Here is a 16638-nt window from a genome sequence, read left to right as displayed (position 1 = left end):
CCGGACCGGATGCAACTGGTCCAGGCCGCCAGGGGCGACCAGGAGCGCATGCGGTTGAGGCACTGTCTTTTCATGGCTTCTCCTTATGAACCGTCCGTCTCCAGAGAGCCGGGCAACCCTTCGACAAAGGCCCGGATCTCGTCCCGGACACGGCGGTACGCCGTTAGGATTTCAGCCTCGTCGGTTAGTGTCTTGGCCAGGGTCGGCGGGTCGTCGAAGCCGACGTGGACCACCTTGGTCCCGGCCGGGAAATAGGGGCAGTTTTCATTGGTGTGGCCGCAGACCGTGACCACGTAGTCGAAGGTCACGCCTTCGGGCAGGTCAGTGGTCAATTTGGATCGTTGCCCGGAGATGTCCACACCCGCCTCTGCCATGACCCGTACGGCCAGGGGGTTCAGGCCGTGGGTCTCCACTCCGGCGGACCAGGCCGTGAAGGCCTCGGGTTTGAGCGCCCTGGCCCAGCCTTCGGCCATCTGGCTGCGACAGGAATTGCCGGTGCACAGGAAAAGGATGTTCATGGCGTCACTCCTAGGTTGCGTCGGGCGTTTTGCGGCGTACGTGGCACACGCCGACGAGGGGGTCCTGGGCAAGGGGGAAGTTGCGGCGTTTGAGGCGCACGGCCACGTTGACCAGGCTGATGGGGATCAGGTCGATGGCGATGGGAATGTTGGTGGTACTCACCTGGAAGGCGTTTGTGATCCGCTTCACCCCTGGAAAGAGGTCGCCGCAGCCCACCCCCGCGAACATGGCCAGGAAGATCCACAGGGTCAGGTAGCAATTTGGGAAAGATAATATTTTCATGACGGCTTCGGTCATGGTGCGCCTATGCCTCGGTCGAACAGGTGGCCTCGGTTTTGTTCGCCAGATGGGCCAAGAGTCGTGCGTAGTCCTTCCGCGCTTGTCCCCGCTCGGGCAGATGCTGGCGCAGGACGCGCAGCACCTGGGCCTGGATTCCGTCTTCGGGCGCGGCCAGGGTGTAATAGACCCATTTGCCCTCGCGTCGGCCGTCCACCCAACGTCCGTTGCGCAGGAAGGACATATGCCGGGAGACCGTGGACTGCGGCAGTGTCAGCGCGGCCATCAGGTCGCAGACGCACAGTTCGCCGTGGTCGAGCAGCCGGATGATCCGCAACCTGGTGGGGTCTCCGAGCCCCTTGAAGCGCAATGCGAGTTTTTCCATGAAGTACTTGATATCCGCTTATGCGGATATATCAATGACGATTAGGTGACGATTCGGTGGCGGAGTTATGAAACCGCCGGTGGAATTTCCGCAAAAATGTCTGTATATGATGTGAAGTACCGGGGGTGCCCGTCGACGAAACGCGGCGGAGCCGGGGAGAAATCCCTGGCAGCGTCCCGGGGATCATGTTTGAATTGCCGCCCGGCCGCGTGTGCCGGGACAACCGAGACAAAGACCTATGGCCCGGCGTACGGGCAGGGAGGAATACGGATGAAGCCTATTTCGCGGGAAGTGTTCAGGACCTATGATATTCGCGGTATAGTGGACAGGGATTTCGACGAGGAGTGGGTCGAACGGCTGGGCCGCGCCTGCGGACAATATTTCCTGGAACGCGGTTCCTCGACCGCCGTGGTGGGCCATGACTGCCGTCATTCCTCGCCCGGCTACGCCGAGGCCCTGATCCGAGGCCTGAACGGGACGGGCGTGAACGTCGTCACCGTCGGCCAGGTCTCGACTCCGGCCTTCTACTGGGCCGTGACCAAGCTTGGGACCCAGGCGGGCGTGATGATCACCGCCAGCCATAATCCTTCGGAATACAACGGATTCAAGGTCTGGCAGGGGATCAGCACCATTCATTCCGATGAAATTCAGGATGTCTATGCGCTCATGGAAAAGGGCGACTTCCCTCAGGGCGCAGGCTCGGTCCGGCATGAAGACGTACTCGACAAGTACGTGGCCGAGCTGGCCGGGGACGTGACCTTCGAACGGCCCGTGAAGGTGGTCGTGGACGGCGGCAACGGGACGGGCGGGCTGATCACCGCAGACGCCCTGCGCAAGGCCGGAGCCGAGGTGGTCTGCCTGTTCTGCGAGCCCGACGGCGATTTTCCCAACCATCATCCCGACCCGGTGGTGGAGAAGAACATGGCCGCCCTGCAACAGGCCGTGCTCAAGGAAAAGGCGGATATCGGCGTGGGCCTGGACGGGGATTGCGACCGCCTCGGCGTGGTCACCGAGAAGGGGAGTCTGCTCTTCGGCGACCAACTGGTGGCTATCTATGCCCGCGATATTCTGAAGGCGTTTCCCGGCGCGTCGATCATCGGCGAGGTCAAGTGCTCGCACCTGATGTACGAGGACATCAAAGCCCATGGCGGCGACGCGGTCATGTGGAAGACCGGCCATTCCCTGATCAAGGCGCGCATGCGCGAGATCGGGGCCAAATTCGCGGGCGAGATGTCCGGTCACATGTTCTTCGCCGACCGCTACTACGGTTTCGACGACGCGACCTATGCGGCCCTGCGCATGGTCGAGATCCTTTCCCGGTCCGACAAGCCCATGTCGGAACAGCTCGATTGGCCCAAGACCTGGTCCACCCCGGAGATCCGCGTGGACTGCCCCGAGGAGATGAAGGAGCGGGTGGTGAACAAGGCCGTCAAATACTTCAGCGCCAAGTACGAGGCCATCGACATCGATGGCGTCCGCGCCGTGTTCCCCGATGGGTGGGGGCTTATCCGCGCCTCCAACACCCAGCCGGTCCTGGTCCTGCGCTTCGAGGCCGAAACCCCCGAACGCCTCCAGGAGATCAAGTCCATGTTCGAAACCCGGCTTGAGGAGTGGATTGCCGAGGGCTAACACGCCGTCGCCGACGCAAAAGGAATAGGGGGCGCGGTCCGCAAGGGGCGCGCCCTTTTTTTGTGGGGAAGTGCCGTAACGGGGCTTGCCTGTTCCCGGATGGCGCGGAGCATTCCCCTTCAGAGGAGAAGCGGGGGACGCCTTCCGGCTCCAAAGAGAAAAGACCGGCGCGGGGGTTGCGCCGGTCTTTTCAGGGGTTATGGGGGTGAGAGTTATGCTTTGGTTACGGAGACGAAGTGCTCCTGCATGGCCACGGCGCCGCCGCCGTGATCCCATTTGCGGATGCCCTTGGGCATGAGCAGATTATCGGCAACGCCTCTGCCGTTGGCCCGGGTCTCGGGGGGCAGGTCATGGCCGAATCCGTGGATCATGAACACGGCTTCGGGATGGATGAAGTCCGTGACGAACACCTTGATGCGGCCCTTGTGCCCGTTGCTGGACACGGTCACGTACTCATCTTGTTCGATGCCGAGTTCCGCGGCCCGTCGGGTGTTGATCCACAGGACGTTTTCGGGCATCTGCTCGAAGAGCAGGGAGTTGTTCACCGTGTGCCCTTGGGTGTGCAGGGCGCAGCGGCCGAAGGTGATGCGGAATTTGCCCTCAGGCACCTGCTCGGGCGCTTCGTAGGGCTTGAGCGAGGGCAGGCCGTCGCCTTCGAGCTTGGCGTCGATGATCTGGATCTTGCCGGACGGGGTCTTGAAGGAGCCTTCCTTGACCGGCTTGTACAGGGGATCGGCCGCCAGGGAGACGATGCCGGTCTTCTCGAAGTCCTCGATGGACACGCCGGTGCCTTCGAGCTGGAATTTCCAGATGTCCTCGATGTCGGTGTAGTCCAGTTCCTTGAGGCCCATGCGCCTGGCCAGTCCCGCGTAGATTTCCCACACGGCCTTGGTGTCGTAGATGGGCTGCATGGCGCGCTTGCGCACCTGGAAGGCGGGCTTGGGACCATTTTTGGTCATCAGGATCTCGTCCCGTTCGAGGTACGGGGAGATGGGCAGGACCACGTCCGCGTTCCACGCGGTGTCGGACCAGGAAAAGGTCGCGGCGACCAGCAGTTCGATGTCGTCCCACTTGGCCTTGACGTCGTCCCTGTCCGGGAAGGCCATGAGCGGGTCATGACGCTGTACGATGTACGCCTTGATGGGGTAGGGCTCCTTCTCCACGGCGGCCTCGTAGGCCAGATGGACCAGGCCGGGGCCCTGGTCGAAGTGCTTGCGGCCCTCCATCCAGCCCACGCCGTCGGCGCGCTTGCCTTCGGGCTTGGGATAAAGCTCCATGAAGCTTTTCAGCCCCTTGGCACCCACATCGCCCGGCTTGTTCATGAACGGCAGGCCGCCCTTGGCCCCGATGGCGCCGAGGAGGGCGTTGATGATGTAGATGGTCCGGGTCATGTAGAAGGAGTCGAAGTAGCGCGCGGTCATCCAGCCGGGATGCCACAGCACGCTCGGGGCGGCCTCGGCCAGCTGGTTGCAGAAGTCGATCAGCTTTGCCGCGGGCACGCCGGTCTCGCCCTCTGCCCACTCGGGGGTGTAGGGCTTGACGAATTCCACGAGCTTGTCGAAGTCCTCGACCCAGTCGGCCACGAACTGTTTGTCGTATAAGTCGTTATTAATAAGGACATGGATGACCGCCAGGTTGAAGGCGTAGTCCGTGCCGGGGCGGACCATGAAGAAATTGTCCGCCTTGGTGGCCGGGACGTTGGCGCGGATGTCGATGACCGTCAGCTTGGCGCCTTTCTCCATGCCGGTGAACAGGTTGTTCACCTCGGCCACGTTGATGGCTTCCAGGATGTTGCGCTGCTGGAGCACCACATGCTTGGCGTTCTTCAGGTCGTAGGATACGCCTTTGCGCCCGAAGCCGAACACGGACAGGGCCGCATTCTGCACGTTGCGGGCGCAGGCCGAGTCGTGGTTGTTGTAGTTGGCCGTGCCGATGCCGCGCAGAAAGGCGCGGTAAAAGTCTCTGAAGGGCCCGCCGCGATCCGAAAACAGGACCGAGTTCTTGCCGTAGGTCCCCTGGATGCGGGTCAGCTCGTCGGCCACATAGTCCAGGGCTTCATCCCAGGACACCCGTTTCCATTTGCCCTCGCCGCGCTTGCCCGTGCGTACCATGGGGTACTGCGGGCGGTCCTCATCGAAGGTCAGGGCCGTTCCGGCAGCGCCGCGCGGACACAGGGAGCCCATGATGCCGGGGGCATCGGGGTTTCCCTGGATATACTCCGCTCTGCCGTTGACCACTTCAACCTCAATGGGACATCGTACCGAGCACATGCCGCAAATGCTCTTTACAAATTCCTTACCCATACACTCCTCCTGTACAGACAGTGATGATTCTGCGCGCTTTTTTAATTAGGGTGGACCATAGACACGCCGGTCAACCCCGAGCAATATATATCCCGCATGTGAAATCTGTAACATAATTTTTCTTTTCACAGAGAAAAAAATCAGGTTATGATCGCTTTTAATTGCGAAATATATCACAAGGTGGTCGACTGTTGACCAACTTGGGTTTTTTCTTCAGTTCCAGGATTACAATAAGACTGCGCGCCCAAATCCAAGTCTGCAGAGGTGGAAAATGGCTGGTTACAGAATCAAATTCGACAAGAAGCGGTGCATCGCGTGCAACGCCTGCCTGGTTCACTGCAAGGTGAAAAACAAGGTGCCCGCCGGGCTTTCCCTCAACCGCCTGGAGGCGGAGGGGCCCATCGCCGACAAGGACGGCAATCCTTCGGCCAAGCTGAAGTATACGAACTGTCGGCACTGCAAGAAGCCCGAGTGTGTGGCTGCGTGTCCCACCGGGGCCATGTACAAGCGCGAGGACGGACTCGTTTTGGTGGACATGGACAAGTGCGACGGCTGCAAGGCCTGTATCGACGCCTGTCCGTGGACCGTGCCGGTGTTCAACGACGCCACCGGCAAGATCATGAAGTGTGATTTCTGCGTGGACAGGGTGGATGCCGGCGGCACCCCTGCCTGCGTTGTCGGCTGTACGGCGAATGCCCTGACATTCGTGCGGCCGGAATAGTCTCAGGTATCAACTCCGTGGCCTTGGGGGACGCGGAGTGACATTTTGGGGTCCTTTTAACATTCATTCGAGGAGGAGGTAACTGTGTTACGTTCCAAGAAAACTCTCCTGATGCTGGCCCTGGTTGCGGCTGTCTGCCTCATGGCCCAGCCCGCCTTGGCCGACCGCCTGGCCGACGCCATCGCCGAAGCCAAACCCACCGGTGAGCCCGGCTATATGGGCATCCCCGGCGGTCCGCAATTGAACATCGTCATCGGCTTCCTGTGGGCGATCTGGGTAGGCTGGATTTTCTCCACCGTCGGCGCCTTCGGCGGCATCATGGCCGGCGTCGGTCACATCACCATCTACGGCCTGGGCGACTACGCCAGCTCTTTCGGCAAGGGCTCCAAGCTGAACAAGGTCGTCACCGACTCCATCCGCGTGTCCAACCAGTGGCTGGTCGGTTGTTCCGCCGCCCTGTCCTCCATCAACTACTGGAAGGCCGGTCGTCTGGTGCTGCCCCTGGGCATCGCCTTGGCCATCGGTTCCGTGTCCGGTTCCTGGCTGGTGCCCTGGCTGACCGCCGGCAAGATCAGCCTGAAGGCCTACCTGGGTTACTTCGGCCTGTTCGTCCTGTTCCTGGGCTGCTACCTCTTCTATGAGACCACCCCGAAGGGCCAGCAAAGCAAGAAGGCTGCCAAGAAGGCCGCCGAGGCCTTCCAGAACTCCGTCAAGGAACAGCAGAAAGGCGGCACCGTGGACATGGCCGAGATGGGTGTGAAGGTTCAGAAGTTCACCCCGACCCAGTGCGAGTTCACCTTCTTCGGCGTCGAGTTCAAGTTCAACCCCCTGATCCCCGTGGTTGGCGGCTTCTTCATCTCCGCCCTGGCCTCCTTCCTGGGCGTCGGCGGCGGCTTCCTGCTGGTGCCGTTCCTGACCTCCGTGGCCGGTCTGCCCATGTACTTGGTGGCCGGAACCTCCGCCATGGCCGTCTTTGTCGGCATGGTCAACTCCATTGCCTCCTACATGATCCTGCGGTCCACTCCGGTCGAGTGGAGCCTGATCGGCGCCGAACTCGTCGGCATCGTCATCGGCTCCGTTATCGGTCCCAAGACCTCCAAGTACATCCCGGACATCTGGCTGAAGCGCCTCTTCATCCTGCTGGCCGTGTATGTCGGTCTGAAGTACACGCTGAAGGGCTTCTTCGGCATCCTGCTTCCCATCTAGTCTCGGAACGAAACAACGGAGGCCGCCTCTCGCGGGCGGCCTCCACAGGACATTACAGGCATCGCTATGACAGGCTCAATGGTATATGAATTTCTTGATCCCTGGCTGATATGGGCATTCCGCACCAGCGGCAACGCCTATGTTGGATTCGCCGTCGGGCTGATTTGGGTTTGCCTGGTGGCCACGGTTATCGGCGAGTTGTGCATGGCCGGGGTCTATTTCCTCAACAAGCGGCATTTCGCCATTCTCAACCGTGAAATGATCGACAATCACAATTTTTCCGTCCGGGCGCTCGGTGCCAAGGACAAGACCGCGTGGAAAGCCTGCAACTCCATCGCCAACGACGCCTTCGGCAAGAACTTCTTCGCCCACATGGCCTTGTTCGCCTCGTCCCTGTGGATCGTGCCCTTCACCATCGGCTGGCTTTTCTACCGCTTCGCTCAGGTTGATTTCGACGTGCCGTTCATGGGCGCGGTGGGACCGGCCTTTATCTTCATCCCGGTCTACATCCTGGTTCGATACCTTTTTTGCAAGGCCAAGCCGTGGATTCCGGTTTTCAAGTCCATCCGCCGGAAGGTCAAGGAGAACGAGGCCGGGGAGGAGATGCTGAACTTTACGGACCTGCTCAGCGAAGAGGACAGGAAAGCCTATTTTCAGGCCCGGAAGGGACGCGCCAAGGGCAAGCCGGGGCTCTTCAAGAGCAAGCCGGTCCCCGAAGGGTCCTAGCGATTTCGAAAAAGGAAAAGCCGCCCCTCGGGGCGGCTTTGTTCTTTGAAAGGATCGGCCGGGCCGGTCTAGGGAGCGGCCTTTTCCACGGCCTCCATGAAACCGGGCAGGTCGGACGGGCCGAGCAGATAGAAGCGCTCCCCGGTCTGGACGCAAAGCACGTCGTGTCGGTTGGACACGATAACCGCCTCCTTGCTGTCCCCGATCTCGACCACGCCGGAACGGTAGCCGCCGAAGCTCATGAATTTCTTGGTCTTGGCTATCTTGAACGCCTCGTCCCGGCGCAGGTCCACCGGAAAAGTCTTGACCACCGAGGCCCAGGGGATGACCGCCGAGGCGAACGGCGGAGCGGCCAGAAGGATGCCCTCGTCGGCCACGGTGACCGTAGCCCGTTTGGGCGTGATGTAGAGCATGTACCAATAGAACAGGGCCAGGGGACCGGCCACGGCTATCAGGCAGATGCCGGTCCACATCAGGCCGGAGTTGAAGCTCCAGGCCACGGCCGCGGCCACGACGGCCACGACCAGGAGAAAAAAGGTGAGCACGGTCTTGCTCATGGGGATTTTGAAAATGGTCGTCATCGGAGGATCTCCTTGCTTGGGCGCGCCCATGTGCTGTGGTCCCTTTCATACTGACTTGAGGACAAGTTGCCAAGGGATAAGAACTGTTGGAATACGGCCTGAATTTCTGTACTGTTTCAAGGAACGTCCGTAACGCGGCGCCGGGAGCGCCCATGACCACCGACCCCACGACCATGACCATGACAATACGACGAATGATTTTCAGGATACTCCTGCTCGTGCTGCTCGTTCTCCCGGTTCTCGTCTCCTGTTCGGACGAGAAACCGGTCAAGGTGGACCTGTCCAAGCGCGAGGATCTGGTGGCTCCCCGCATGGTGGAGGCCATCACCTACGCCTATCTGCCCCAGTATTCCCACACCATTTCCTACCAGCGCCACCGGCGGCTTCTGGAGTACCTGCGCAAGACCACCGGGCTGCCTCTTCGGCAGATATTCCCGGATACCTTCGATGAGCACGTCAAGATGGTCGAGCGCGGCGAGATCGACATTTCCTATTCCAATCCGTTCGTCTACGTGCGCCTGGCCAAGGCTGGGGCGCAGGCCTTCGCCCGGGTCATCGAACCCTCGGGCGAGCCCTCCTTCCGGGGCCAGATCATCGCCCGCGCGGACAATGCGGCAGTGACCAGCGTGGACGACTGCCGGGGCAAGCGCTGGATCGCCGTGGACCCGAACTCCGCAGGCGGCTTTCTCTTCCCCCTGGGGCTCTTCTACAACCACGGCATCCGGCTTTCCGACTTCGAGACCGTGGATTTCGCGCCCGGCCCGGGCGGCAAACAGGAGAAGGTCGTCCTGGCGGTGCACGCGGGCGTCTACGACATCGGGACCATCCGCAAGGGTACCCTGGACGTGGTCAAAAACAAGATCGATCTCGACTCCATCCGCGTTCTGGCCGAGACCAGGACCTATCCCGGCTGGGTCTATTCGGCCCGCAAGGGGCTCGATCCGGCCGTGGTGGACGCCATCGCCAAGGCCATGTTCGCCCTGGATCAGGACACCCCGGAACATCGAGCCATCCTGAGTGCCGCGGGGATGCAGGGGATCAGCCCTGCCCGCGATCTCGATTATGACCCGGTCAGAAAACTGGCCGAGAAACTGCAACTTGACCGGTAGGCGGGAATGAAGCGAATCCTTCCTCGGCTTAAGTTCCGCACCAAGCTCAATCTGGGCATGTCCGCCATCCTTGTGGGCATGGCCGTGTTGTTGCTGCCGCTCATCGGGACCATGAGCGCCAATTCCCTGGTGGATGAGAGCAAGAAGCGCGGCTCCGCCCTGGCCGAAGGGCTGTCCGTGCGCGCCGTGGATTCCCTGCTGGCCCGGGATTTTCTGCGTCTGAAGAACATGGTAGACGAGCAGTCCACGGTGGAGGACGTCATCTACGCTTTTGTCCAGGACAAGAACGGGTATGTCCTGGTCCACACCTTCCAGCGGGGATTTCCCGTGGACCTCGTGGACGCCAACAAGGTGGCCACGGGCGAAGCCCTGCACATTCAGCTCCTGGTGGACGGTTCGCGGCGCATCTATGATTTCGCGGCGCCTGTTCTGGTTTCGGACGGGCGGCTGGGGACGGTGCGCATCGGCCTGTCCCAGGCGCGCATCCAACTGGCCGTGCAACGCCAGCTCACGCTCATGGCCGGGCTGTTCGCCGGGGCCCTGTTCCTGGCCACTTCGCTGGGCACGGTCTTCGCCCGCCGCGTGACCGCCCGGTTGGCCCTGTTGCGCTCCCACGCCGAAGAGATGCTGACCGGCAACCTGGACACCATGTCCGGCCCTTCCTGGGGCATCCATTGCTGGGAGAAGCAGGATTGCAAGACCCCCCAGTGCCCAGCCTACGGCGAGACCCGGCGGCGGTGCTGGTACATTGCCGGGACCATGTGCCCGGACTGCAACAACGAGGGCAATTTCCAATGCCGCTTGCAGTCCTGCCGCCATTGCGCGGTCTACCGCGAGAACGCGGGCGACGAGATCCAGGATCTGGCCGAAACCTTCGACGTCATGGCCTTGTCCCTCAAGTCCCATATCGATGAGCTGCGCGACGCCGAGCGCAACTTGCGCGACCAGCAGCGGCTGACCCGGACCATCCTGGACGTCAGCCCGGACCGCGTCTCCCTGGTGGATGCAACCATGCGCTACCGGGGATGCAACAAGAGCTTCGCCGAGTCGGTGGGCATGTCCCTGGCCAAGATCGAAGGCAAGACCGACTTCGACCTCTTCCCCGAGGCCGAGGCCGAGAAACGCCACATGGCGGCTCGCGATATCCTCCAGTCCGGGCGCCGCCTGGACACTCAGCTCATGGTCGAAGCGGGCGGCGGCGAACATTGGTTTCACGTGGTCTGCGTGCCGGTCTTCAACGACGAGGGGCGCATCGACGGGCTGCTCCGGACCGATCGCGACATTTCGGACATCAAGCGCTACGAGAACCAGCTCATCCAGGCCCAGAAGATGGAGTCCCTGGGGTTGCTGGCGGGCGGCGTGGCCCATGAAATCAACACCCCGCTGGGCATCATTCTGGGATACTCCCAATTGTTGCAGGAGGATGTGGAGGCGGGCAGCCAGATCCACCAGGACCTGGCCATCATCGAAAAGCAGACCCAGGTCTGCAAGAAGATCGTGGCCGATCTGCTCGGTTTTTCCCGCCAGACCCAGTCCGCCAAGCGCGAGATGTGCTTCAACAATTCGGTCATGGAAGCGGTTTCCCTGGTGCGGCACACCCTGGAACTGGACAAGGTGAAGATCGTCACCCAGCTCGACGACCGCTATCCGATCATCTACGGCGATCCGGAGAAACTCAAGCAGGTCTGGATTAACCTGTTGACCAACGCGCGGGACGCCATGGGCGGCCTGGGAGGGACCATCGTCATCCGCACCCGGCTGGACACCCCGAGCGGCATCGTCTCCCTGTGGGTGGCCGACAACGGTTCGGGCATCGCCAAGGAAGGACTCAAGAAAATTTTCGATCCGTTCTACAGCACCAAGGCCGTCGACAAAGGCACCGGCCTGGGGTTGTCCGTCTCCTTCGGGATCATCGAGGACCATGGCGGCGACATCCGCGCCGTCAGCCCGGTCCCCGAGGACTTCGGCTTTCCCCCCGACGCGAGGGGCGAGGACATGGGCGGTGGAACGGTCTTTGAAGTGAACCTCCCGCTGGACCATCAAGGTCCGGACAGCGGGGAGCCTGAAAAGGAGTAGATCATGGCGAATATATTGGTACTCGACGATATCAGCGACGCCGGGATGCTGGTCAAGCGCATCTTGGAACGCAAGGGACATCATGTGTGGAATTTTACCGAGGAGGAGGACGCCCTGAATCATGCGGCGTGCACGAAGATCGACCTCGCCATCCTGGACATCAAGCTCAAGAAGATGACCGGAGTGGAGGCCCTGGAGGAACTCAAGAAAGTCAACCCGGACATGAAGGCGATCATGCTGACCGGGTATCCCACCTTGGAGACCGCCCGAGAGTCCCTCCGGCTCGGGGCGCAGGAGTATTGCGTCAAGCCCATCAACAAGGAGGAGCTGGAGGTCAAGGTGGCCGAGGTCCTCGGGGACGGGGAGTAGCGGGGCGCGTCGGGCGCCGAGCCGGAAATCACACCGTATAGCCAAGGACGATCCATGTATCTCAAGCAACTCTTCAGGCACTGGACCTACCAGGTGTTCGCCCCGGGCACTCTGCTTCGGCGCAAATACGAGGCGTTCAAGTCCCTGCTGGCCCATGACGCAGTGGCTCTCGAACTGATCGCCGACCTGGAGGAGATGTTTTACGGCAAGCGGTTGGCCGACCGCCAGCGTGCGGTCTGGATGACCAATCGGCTGTCCTCGGCCGTGGCCACCATGGCCGGGCAGTTGGTGGAGATGAATCCGACTCGGTACATGGACCTGCCCGAGTATTTTCGCAAGATCGACTTTTACGTGCGCATGGCCCTGGAGCTCGAACAACCCGAGGTGGGGCCGCCGTACATCCTCTCCCTGGAGGAGGCCGGAGCCATGCCCCGGCTGGCGGGCGGCAAGGCCTCCAATTTGGGCAAGGCCAAGAATCTGGACGGCATCCCGGTGCCGCCCGGCTTCGTGGTCACGGCCAACGCTTTCAACTACTTCATCGATTTCAACGGCCTGGGCGACGAGATCGAGAAGCGGCTGCGGCAGATGGTCGTGGGCGACCGCGACCTGCTGGCCCGGTTGACCGCCGAGATGCAGGAGCTCATCCTGGCCGCCGAGGTCCCGGATGAAATCGCCCGGGGCATCCGTTTCGGGGTGTCCGAGATCATCGACGGCGACGACCTCATCGCCGTGCGTTCCAGCGCCCTGGCCGAGGACGGCGAGATATCCTTCGCCGGGCAATATGCCTCGGAGCTGAACGTCCAGCCCAACGACGTGCTGGAGGCCTACAAGCGTGTCCTGGCGGGCAAGTACTGTCCGCGCGCCGTGGCCTACCGCATCTCCAACGGGCTGACCGACAGCGAGACGGCCATGGCCGTGCTGGTCATCCCCATGGTGGACGCGGATACGGCGGGCGTGCTCTACACCCGCGACCCGGACTGCCGGGGGCGCGACGCCATGGGCGTGTATGGCGTGCGTGGCCTGGGTCATGGCCTGGTGGACGGGTCCACCTCGCCGGACAAGGCCGTGCTGACCCGCCATGCCGTTCCGAGGCTGGACGCGGATTGTACCCCGGACGTGGGCGGCCTGCCCTCGGAAGGGGCGCTGGTCCGGCTCGGACAGTTGGCCCTGCGGTTGGAAGAGGCCTTCGGGCGGCCCCAGGACATTGAATGGGCCGAGGACGTCACCGGCAAGCTGTACGTTCTCCAGACCCGCCCCTTGCAGGAGGAGCGCGAAGAGGCCCAGACCGAACAGGCCCCCCTGCCTTTTTCGGTGCGTCCCATCGCCGACGGGCTGGAGCGCGCCTCCACCGGTGCGGGCTGCGGGCTTGTGTATTTCGCCTCCACCGGAGAACGCATCGCCCAGATCCCGGAGGGGGCCGTGGTCGTCACCCCGACCCTGAAGCCGTCGCTGTTGACCTTCATCGGGCGTATGAACGGAGTTGTTGCGACCACGGGCAGCCGGGCCAGCCACTTCGCTTCCGTGGCCCGCGAATCGGGCGTGCCCGTAGTGGTCGGAGACGTCACGGTCATGCTTGAACCCGGCCAATTGGTCACCGTGGACGGTACGGGCGGAGCCATTTACGACGGTTGCGTGGAAGCGATCATGACCCGGGCCAGGGAAGGACAGCAGGTCTCCGAGCGGGTCGTCGCCCAGTACGCCAAAGTCGCTCCCCTGACCGTCAAGCTCAATCTGACCGATCCCCAGTCCGAGGACTTCACCCCCATGGGTTGCAAGTCTCTGCACGACGTGGTCCGCTTCTGCCACGAGAAGTCGGTCAACGAGATGTTCGCGGTCATGGACAAGAAGGGCCGGGGCATGCACTCGGCCAAGCGGCTGGAGACGAGTCTGCCCCTGGTCATGTACGTCCTGGACCTGGGCGACGGCTTTTTCGCCAACGCGGGCGAGGGCAAGACCGTCTCGCCCCAGGATATCAAATGTCGTCCCATGTGGGCCCTGTGGTACGGCCTGTCCGACGAGCGGGTCAAGTGGCCCTCGCGGCTGACGGCCATGGACTGGGAGGAGTTCGACAAGGTTTCGGGCGGCATCTTCAGTTTCGATTCCAAGCTGTTGGCCAGCTACGGGCTCATTTCCGAGGATTATCTGCACCTCATGGTTCGTTTCGGCTACCATTTTTCGGTGGTGGATACCATTTGCGGTCCGGAGGCGGGGGCCAACTACATCAATTTCCGTTTCAAGGGCGGCGGCGCGGGCTTTGATCAACGCCTCCTGCGCCTGGAGTTCATCCGCCGGGTCCTGGACAGCTACGGGTTTGAGACCAGCACGCGTGGCGACATGATCGACGCCAAGTGCGCCCGGCTGCCCGAGAACGACATCCGGCGGCTGCTCATGCGCCTGGGCTACCTCATGGCCGTGACCAGGCTCATGGACATGCGCATGGACAGCGAGGAGCAGGTGGACGCCGAGGTCGAGCGGTTCATCCGGGAAGCGGGGTCGCGCGATGGCTGATCCCGCACTCGCCTACAAGGTCACCTGGGTCACGGATCAGCTCGGCGTGGGCAGTGCGCCCATGAGCTATCCGCAACTGGAGGCTATCCGCGCCCAGGGGGTGGACGCAATCCTCAATCTGTGCGGCGAATTTTGCGACCTGCACGACATCGAGAAGGATGCGGGTTTCGAGGTCCGCTACCTGCCGCTGGAGGATGAAGAAGCCCCCGGGCTCATTGAATTGGAAAAGACCCTGGAGTGGCTGGACGAGGCCATCTACCTGGGCAAGAAGGTGCTCATTCATTGCCGCCACGGCATCGGCCGCACGGGCACGGTGCTCAACGCCTATCTGCTCAGGCGAGGGCTGGGTCACAAGCTCGCGGGCAAGGCCCTCAAGAAGCTCAAGAGCAAGCCCGCCAATTTCGTCCAGTGGCGGACCATCCGCAAGTATGGCAAGCAGTCCGGCCAGTTGACCGTGCGCGAGCCGTCCCTGGAATTCAAACGGCTGGTGGATCTTTCGCCTTTTTTCAACGATTACATGGAGTTGGTCCAGCGAGTGGACGAGAGCGTCCAGGCGGTTGACGGATTGGCCTGCGGCCTGGACCACAGTCAATGCTGCACCACCCCGGTTTCCCTGACCCTGGCGGAAGCCGTGTACATCTCCCATCGCATCAACCGGAAGCTGTCCGGCGAGGAACGTCTCAAGGTCATCGAACGGGCCGTGGCCACGGCCCAGGCCGAGCGCCGGGCGGCCAGCGACCTGGCGTCCGACGGGGACGGAGAGTACTGCCTGTCCGAGGCCGGGGCGGTCTGCCCCCTGCTCGAAAGTGGCCGCTGCCTGCTCTTCGAGCACCGGCCTATCCAGTGCCGCGCCTTCGGCCTGGACCAGAGCGACGCCGGGGGGCTGTGGGGCACGCTGATCACTCCGGCCCTGAACAAGATATCCTCGGAGATGTGGTTCGCCTACACCGGGGCCATGGCGTCCGGTGGCATGCCGCAGTTCGCCTTGCCGGACGTGGTCTCCGGCAAGTTTGTGGAGACCGTTTTCCGGTTCATGATGCGGCAGGGGTTGGACTAGCCGCCTAGATGGCGCAGTGCAGCCCCGCGAAGGGGTTGGCCAACTGCGGCAGGTACGGCTCGGCAAAGAACACGTGGCCCTCTCTGGGCAATATCAGGGGCGGCCGGTCCGGGTTGATCCTGATGCTTACCGTGTCCTCGTCGAATTCCACGCACATGGGTACCACCTCCTGTTCGGCCTCGCTGCAAAGACTCTCCCGGTGTTCCGGGATGTGGCAGTGGGTGTGCCCGTCCGGATGGACCACGGTCAGCTTGGTCAGGGTGGTGATCACCTGGCAGACCTTTCCCGCATCATCGAAAATCAGAGAATTGGCGTCTCCGTTCACGCCCACGGCGTCGGGGTCGTATGCGGTCATCTCGCCCGCCCGGGTGGGCACGGCGGTGGGCTTGGCCGGTTCCACGGAACGCACCCGCCCCTCCGGAGTGAAGCTCACTCCGATGCGCACTTCCAAGGGCCCGACCGGAGTGGGCACGGACAGGGTCTCGCCCGGCCACAGGGTCAGGCTGCGCAGGGCCAGGTTGTCGTAGAAGCCCACGCTCATGATCCGGGCGCGAATGGGGCCTATGGGCGTGGTCAGGGTGACGGGCCTGGCCAGTCCGGCTTCGTCTTCCTGGCTCCAGTAGCCCGACAACTTGCCGTTCAGGGGAAAGATGCGGTTGATGGTCCCGTTTTCATGGAATGAGACCAGTTCTGCCGGGATATCCCCGGCCGGGGTGGAAATGACCGTCTGCGTTTCCAGGGGCACGGACTTGATTCCGCCCGAGCCGTGGTATTCCATGGGCAGGAGTTCCCGTTTGCGCAAATCGTCGGCCGTGTGCTGGGGAATCAATTCACCATATGGTGTGGATAGAGTCTGCATGGAAACCTCTTTGGGGATTTGGGCAGGCGCGGCGGCGGGACGGGCCCGTCGTCGTCGGCCATGCGGGTGCGGGGCGTCCGGCCGGGCCGTGGCGTCCGATGAAAAGCGGGGACGTGCGACGCGACGTCGCACGGCCGGTCCGTCGGTGATTGGCGACGCCGTAAAGCCCATGCCGCGCCTACGGGGTAAAAACGGCCCGAACGGCGGCGGGCCCCGAAGCCGGAGAAAACGCCGGGGAAGACGTCGTGGACGCGGTGCCGGACAGGATACAGAGCCACAGACAGATGTAGATGAATTTTTTGAACACGCCGTCT

The 16638-nt window shown here is 62.4% G+C and carries 16 protein-coding genes; 9 read left to right on the top strand and 7 right to left on the bottom strand.

Annotation, left to right across the window (positions count from 1 at the left end; all coding sequences use genetic code 11):
- Nucleotides 1-83: 83 nt before the first annotated feature.
- Genes J0909_RS06085 through J0909_RS06075 form a run of 3 tightly spaced genes read right to left on the bottom strand, consistent with a single transcriptional unit; the run spans nucleotide 84 to nucleotide 1180 of the window.
- Nucleotides 84-518 carry an arsenate reductase ArsC gene (locus J0909_RS06085; protein ID WP_207261325.1) on the bottom strand — a complete coding sequence of 145 codons (435 nt, stop codon included), beginning with the start codon at nucleotides 516-518 and terminating at the stop codon, nucleotides 84-86.
- Between the two features lie 10 nt (nucleotides 519-528).
- Entirely contained in the window at nucleotides 529-801 is a 273-nt protein-coding gene (locus J0909_RS18645) for a hypothetical protein (protein WP_207261324.1), read from the bottom strand.
- Nucleotides 802-823: 22 nt separating this feature from the next.
- The gene (locus J0909_RS06075; RefSeq protein WP_207261323.1) at nucleotides 824-1180 is read right to left on the bottom strand and encodes an ArsR/SmtB family transcription factor; all 357 of its coding nucleotides are present in this window, start codon (nucleotides 1178-1180) and stop codon (nucleotides 824-826) included.
- Nucleotides 1181-1450: 270 nt separating this feature from the next.
- Between J0909_RS06075 and J0909_RS06070 the strand changes: the two genes are divergently transcribed.
- On the top strand, nucleotides 1451-2809 hold the full coding sequence (locus J0909_RS06070; protein ID WP_207261322.1) for a phosphomannomutase/phosphoglucomutase: 1359 nt from the start codon (nucleotides 1451-1453) through the stop codon (nucleotides 2807-2809).
- A 212-nt stretch (nucleotides 2810-3021) separates the two neighbouring features.
- Here the strand turns inward: J0909_RS06070 and J0909_RS06065 are convergent, their stop codons facing one another.
- Nucleotides 3022-5112 (bottom strand): molybdopterin-dependent oxidoreductase, encoded by a 2091-nt coding sequence (locus J0909_RS06065; RefSeq protein ID WP_207261321.1) that lies wholly within the window; start codon nucleotides 5110-5112, stop codon nucleotides 3022-3024.
- Nucleotides 5113-5383: 271 nt separating this feature from the next.
- On the opposite strand from J0909_RS06065, the gene J0909_RS06060 reads away from it, so the two are divergent.
- The 3 genes from J0909_RS06060 (at nucleotide 5384) to J0909_RS06050 (ending at nucleotide 7765) form a co-directional block, all read left to right on the top strand.
- Complete coding sequence (locus J0909_RS06060) at nucleotides 5384-5833, top strand: 4Fe-4S dicluster domain-containing protein (protein WP_207261320.1); 450 nt, start codon at nucleotides 5384-5386, stop codon at nucleotides 5831-5833.
- Between the two features lie 84 nt (nucleotides 5834-5917).
- The gene (locus J0909_RS06055; RefSeq protein ID WP_207261319.1) at nucleotides 5918-7039 is read left to right on the top strand and encodes a sulfite exporter TauE/SafE family protein; all 1122 of its coding nucleotides are present in this window, start codon (nucleotides 5918-5920) and stop codon (nucleotides 7037-7039) included.
- 78 nt (nucleotides 7040-7117) lie between these two features.
- Nucleotides 7118-7765 (top strand): hypothetical protein, encoded by a 648-nt coding sequence (locus J0909_RS06050; protein WP_286181824.1) that lies wholly within the window; start codon nucleotides 7118-7120, stop codon nucleotides 7763-7765.
- Between the two features lie 68 nt (nucleotides 7766-7833).
- Here the strand turns inward: J0909_RS06050 and J0909_RS06045 are convergent, their stop codons facing one another.
- On the bottom strand, nucleotides 7834-8346 hold the full coding sequence (locus J0909_RS06045; protein ID WP_207261315.1) for a PH domain-containing protein: 513 nt from the start codon (nucleotides 8344-8346) through the stop codon (nucleotides 7834-7836).
- A 194-nt stretch (nucleotides 8347-8540) separates the two neighbouring features.
- Between J0909_RS06045 and J0909_RS06040 the strand changes: the two genes are divergently transcribed.
- From J0909_RS06040 to J0909_RS06020, 5 genes are read left to right on the top strand one after another with little or no spacing between them, the layout of a single operon-like run.
- Nucleotides 8541-9455, top strand: a complete 915-nt coding sequence (locus tag J0909_RS06040; RefSeq protein ID WP_502757433.1) for a phosphate/phosphite/phosphonate ABC transporter substrate-binding protein — start codon at nucleotides 8541-8543, stop codon at nucleotides 9453-9455.
- A gap of 6 nt (nucleotides 9456-9461) precedes the next feature.
- Nucleotides 9462-11531 carry an ATP-binding protein gene (locus J0909_RS06035; RefSeq protein WP_207261314.1) on the top strand — a complete coding sequence of 690 codons (2070 nt, stop codon included), beginning with the start codon at nucleotides 9462-9464 and terminating at the stop codon, nucleotides 11529-11531.
- A gap of 3 nt (nucleotides 11532-11534) precedes the next feature.
- On the top strand, nucleotides 11535-11900 hold the full coding sequence (locus tag J0909_RS06030) for a response regulator (protein ID WP_207261313.1): 366 nt from the start codon (nucleotides 11535-11537) through the stop codon (nucleotides 11898-11900).
- A 54-nt stretch (nucleotides 11901-11954) separates the two neighbouring features.
- Complete coding sequence (locus J0909_RS06025) at nucleotides 11955-14408, top strand: PEP/pyruvate-binding domain-containing protein (protein ID WP_207261312.1); 2454 nt, start codon at nucleotides 11955-11957, stop codon at nucleotides 14406-14408.
- On the top strand, nucleotides 14401-15465 hold the full coding sequence (locus J0909_RS06020; protein WP_207261311.1) for a dual specificity protein phosphatase family protein: 1065 nt from the start codon (nucleotides 14401-14403) through the stop codon (nucleotides 15463-15465). The genes J0909_RS06025 and J0909_RS06020 overlap by 8 nt, the downstream gene beginning before the upstream one ends.
- Nucleotides 15466-15469: 4 nt before the next feature.
- Here J0909_RS06020 and J0909_RS06015 read toward each other — a convergent pair whose 3' ends face one another.
- Both J0909_RS06015 and J0909_RS18340 read right to left on the bottom strand, forming a co-directional pair.
- Entirely contained in the window at nucleotides 15470-16324 is an 855-nt protein-coding gene (locus tag J0909_RS06015) for a hypothetical protein (protein ID WP_207261310.1), read from the bottom strand.
- 178 nt (nucleotides 16325-16502) lie between these two features.
- Complete coding sequence (locus J0909_RS18340) at nucleotides 16503-16631, bottom strand: hypothetical protein (RefSeq protein ID WP_286181820.1); 129 nt, start codon at nucleotides 16629-16631, stop codon at nucleotides 16503-16505.
- Nucleotides 16632-16638 lie beyond the last annotated feature (7 nt).

Origin of the sequence: Desulfovibrio sp. Huiquan2017, from assembly GCF_017351175.1 — a bacterium.
GTDB lineage: Bacteria > Desulfobacterota > Desulfovibrionia > Desulfovibrionales > Desulfovibrionaceae > Pseudodesulfovibrio.
The sequence above is the reverse complement of the archived record's forward strand: the minus strand, read 5'-3'. Positions and strand labels throughout refer to the sequence as shown.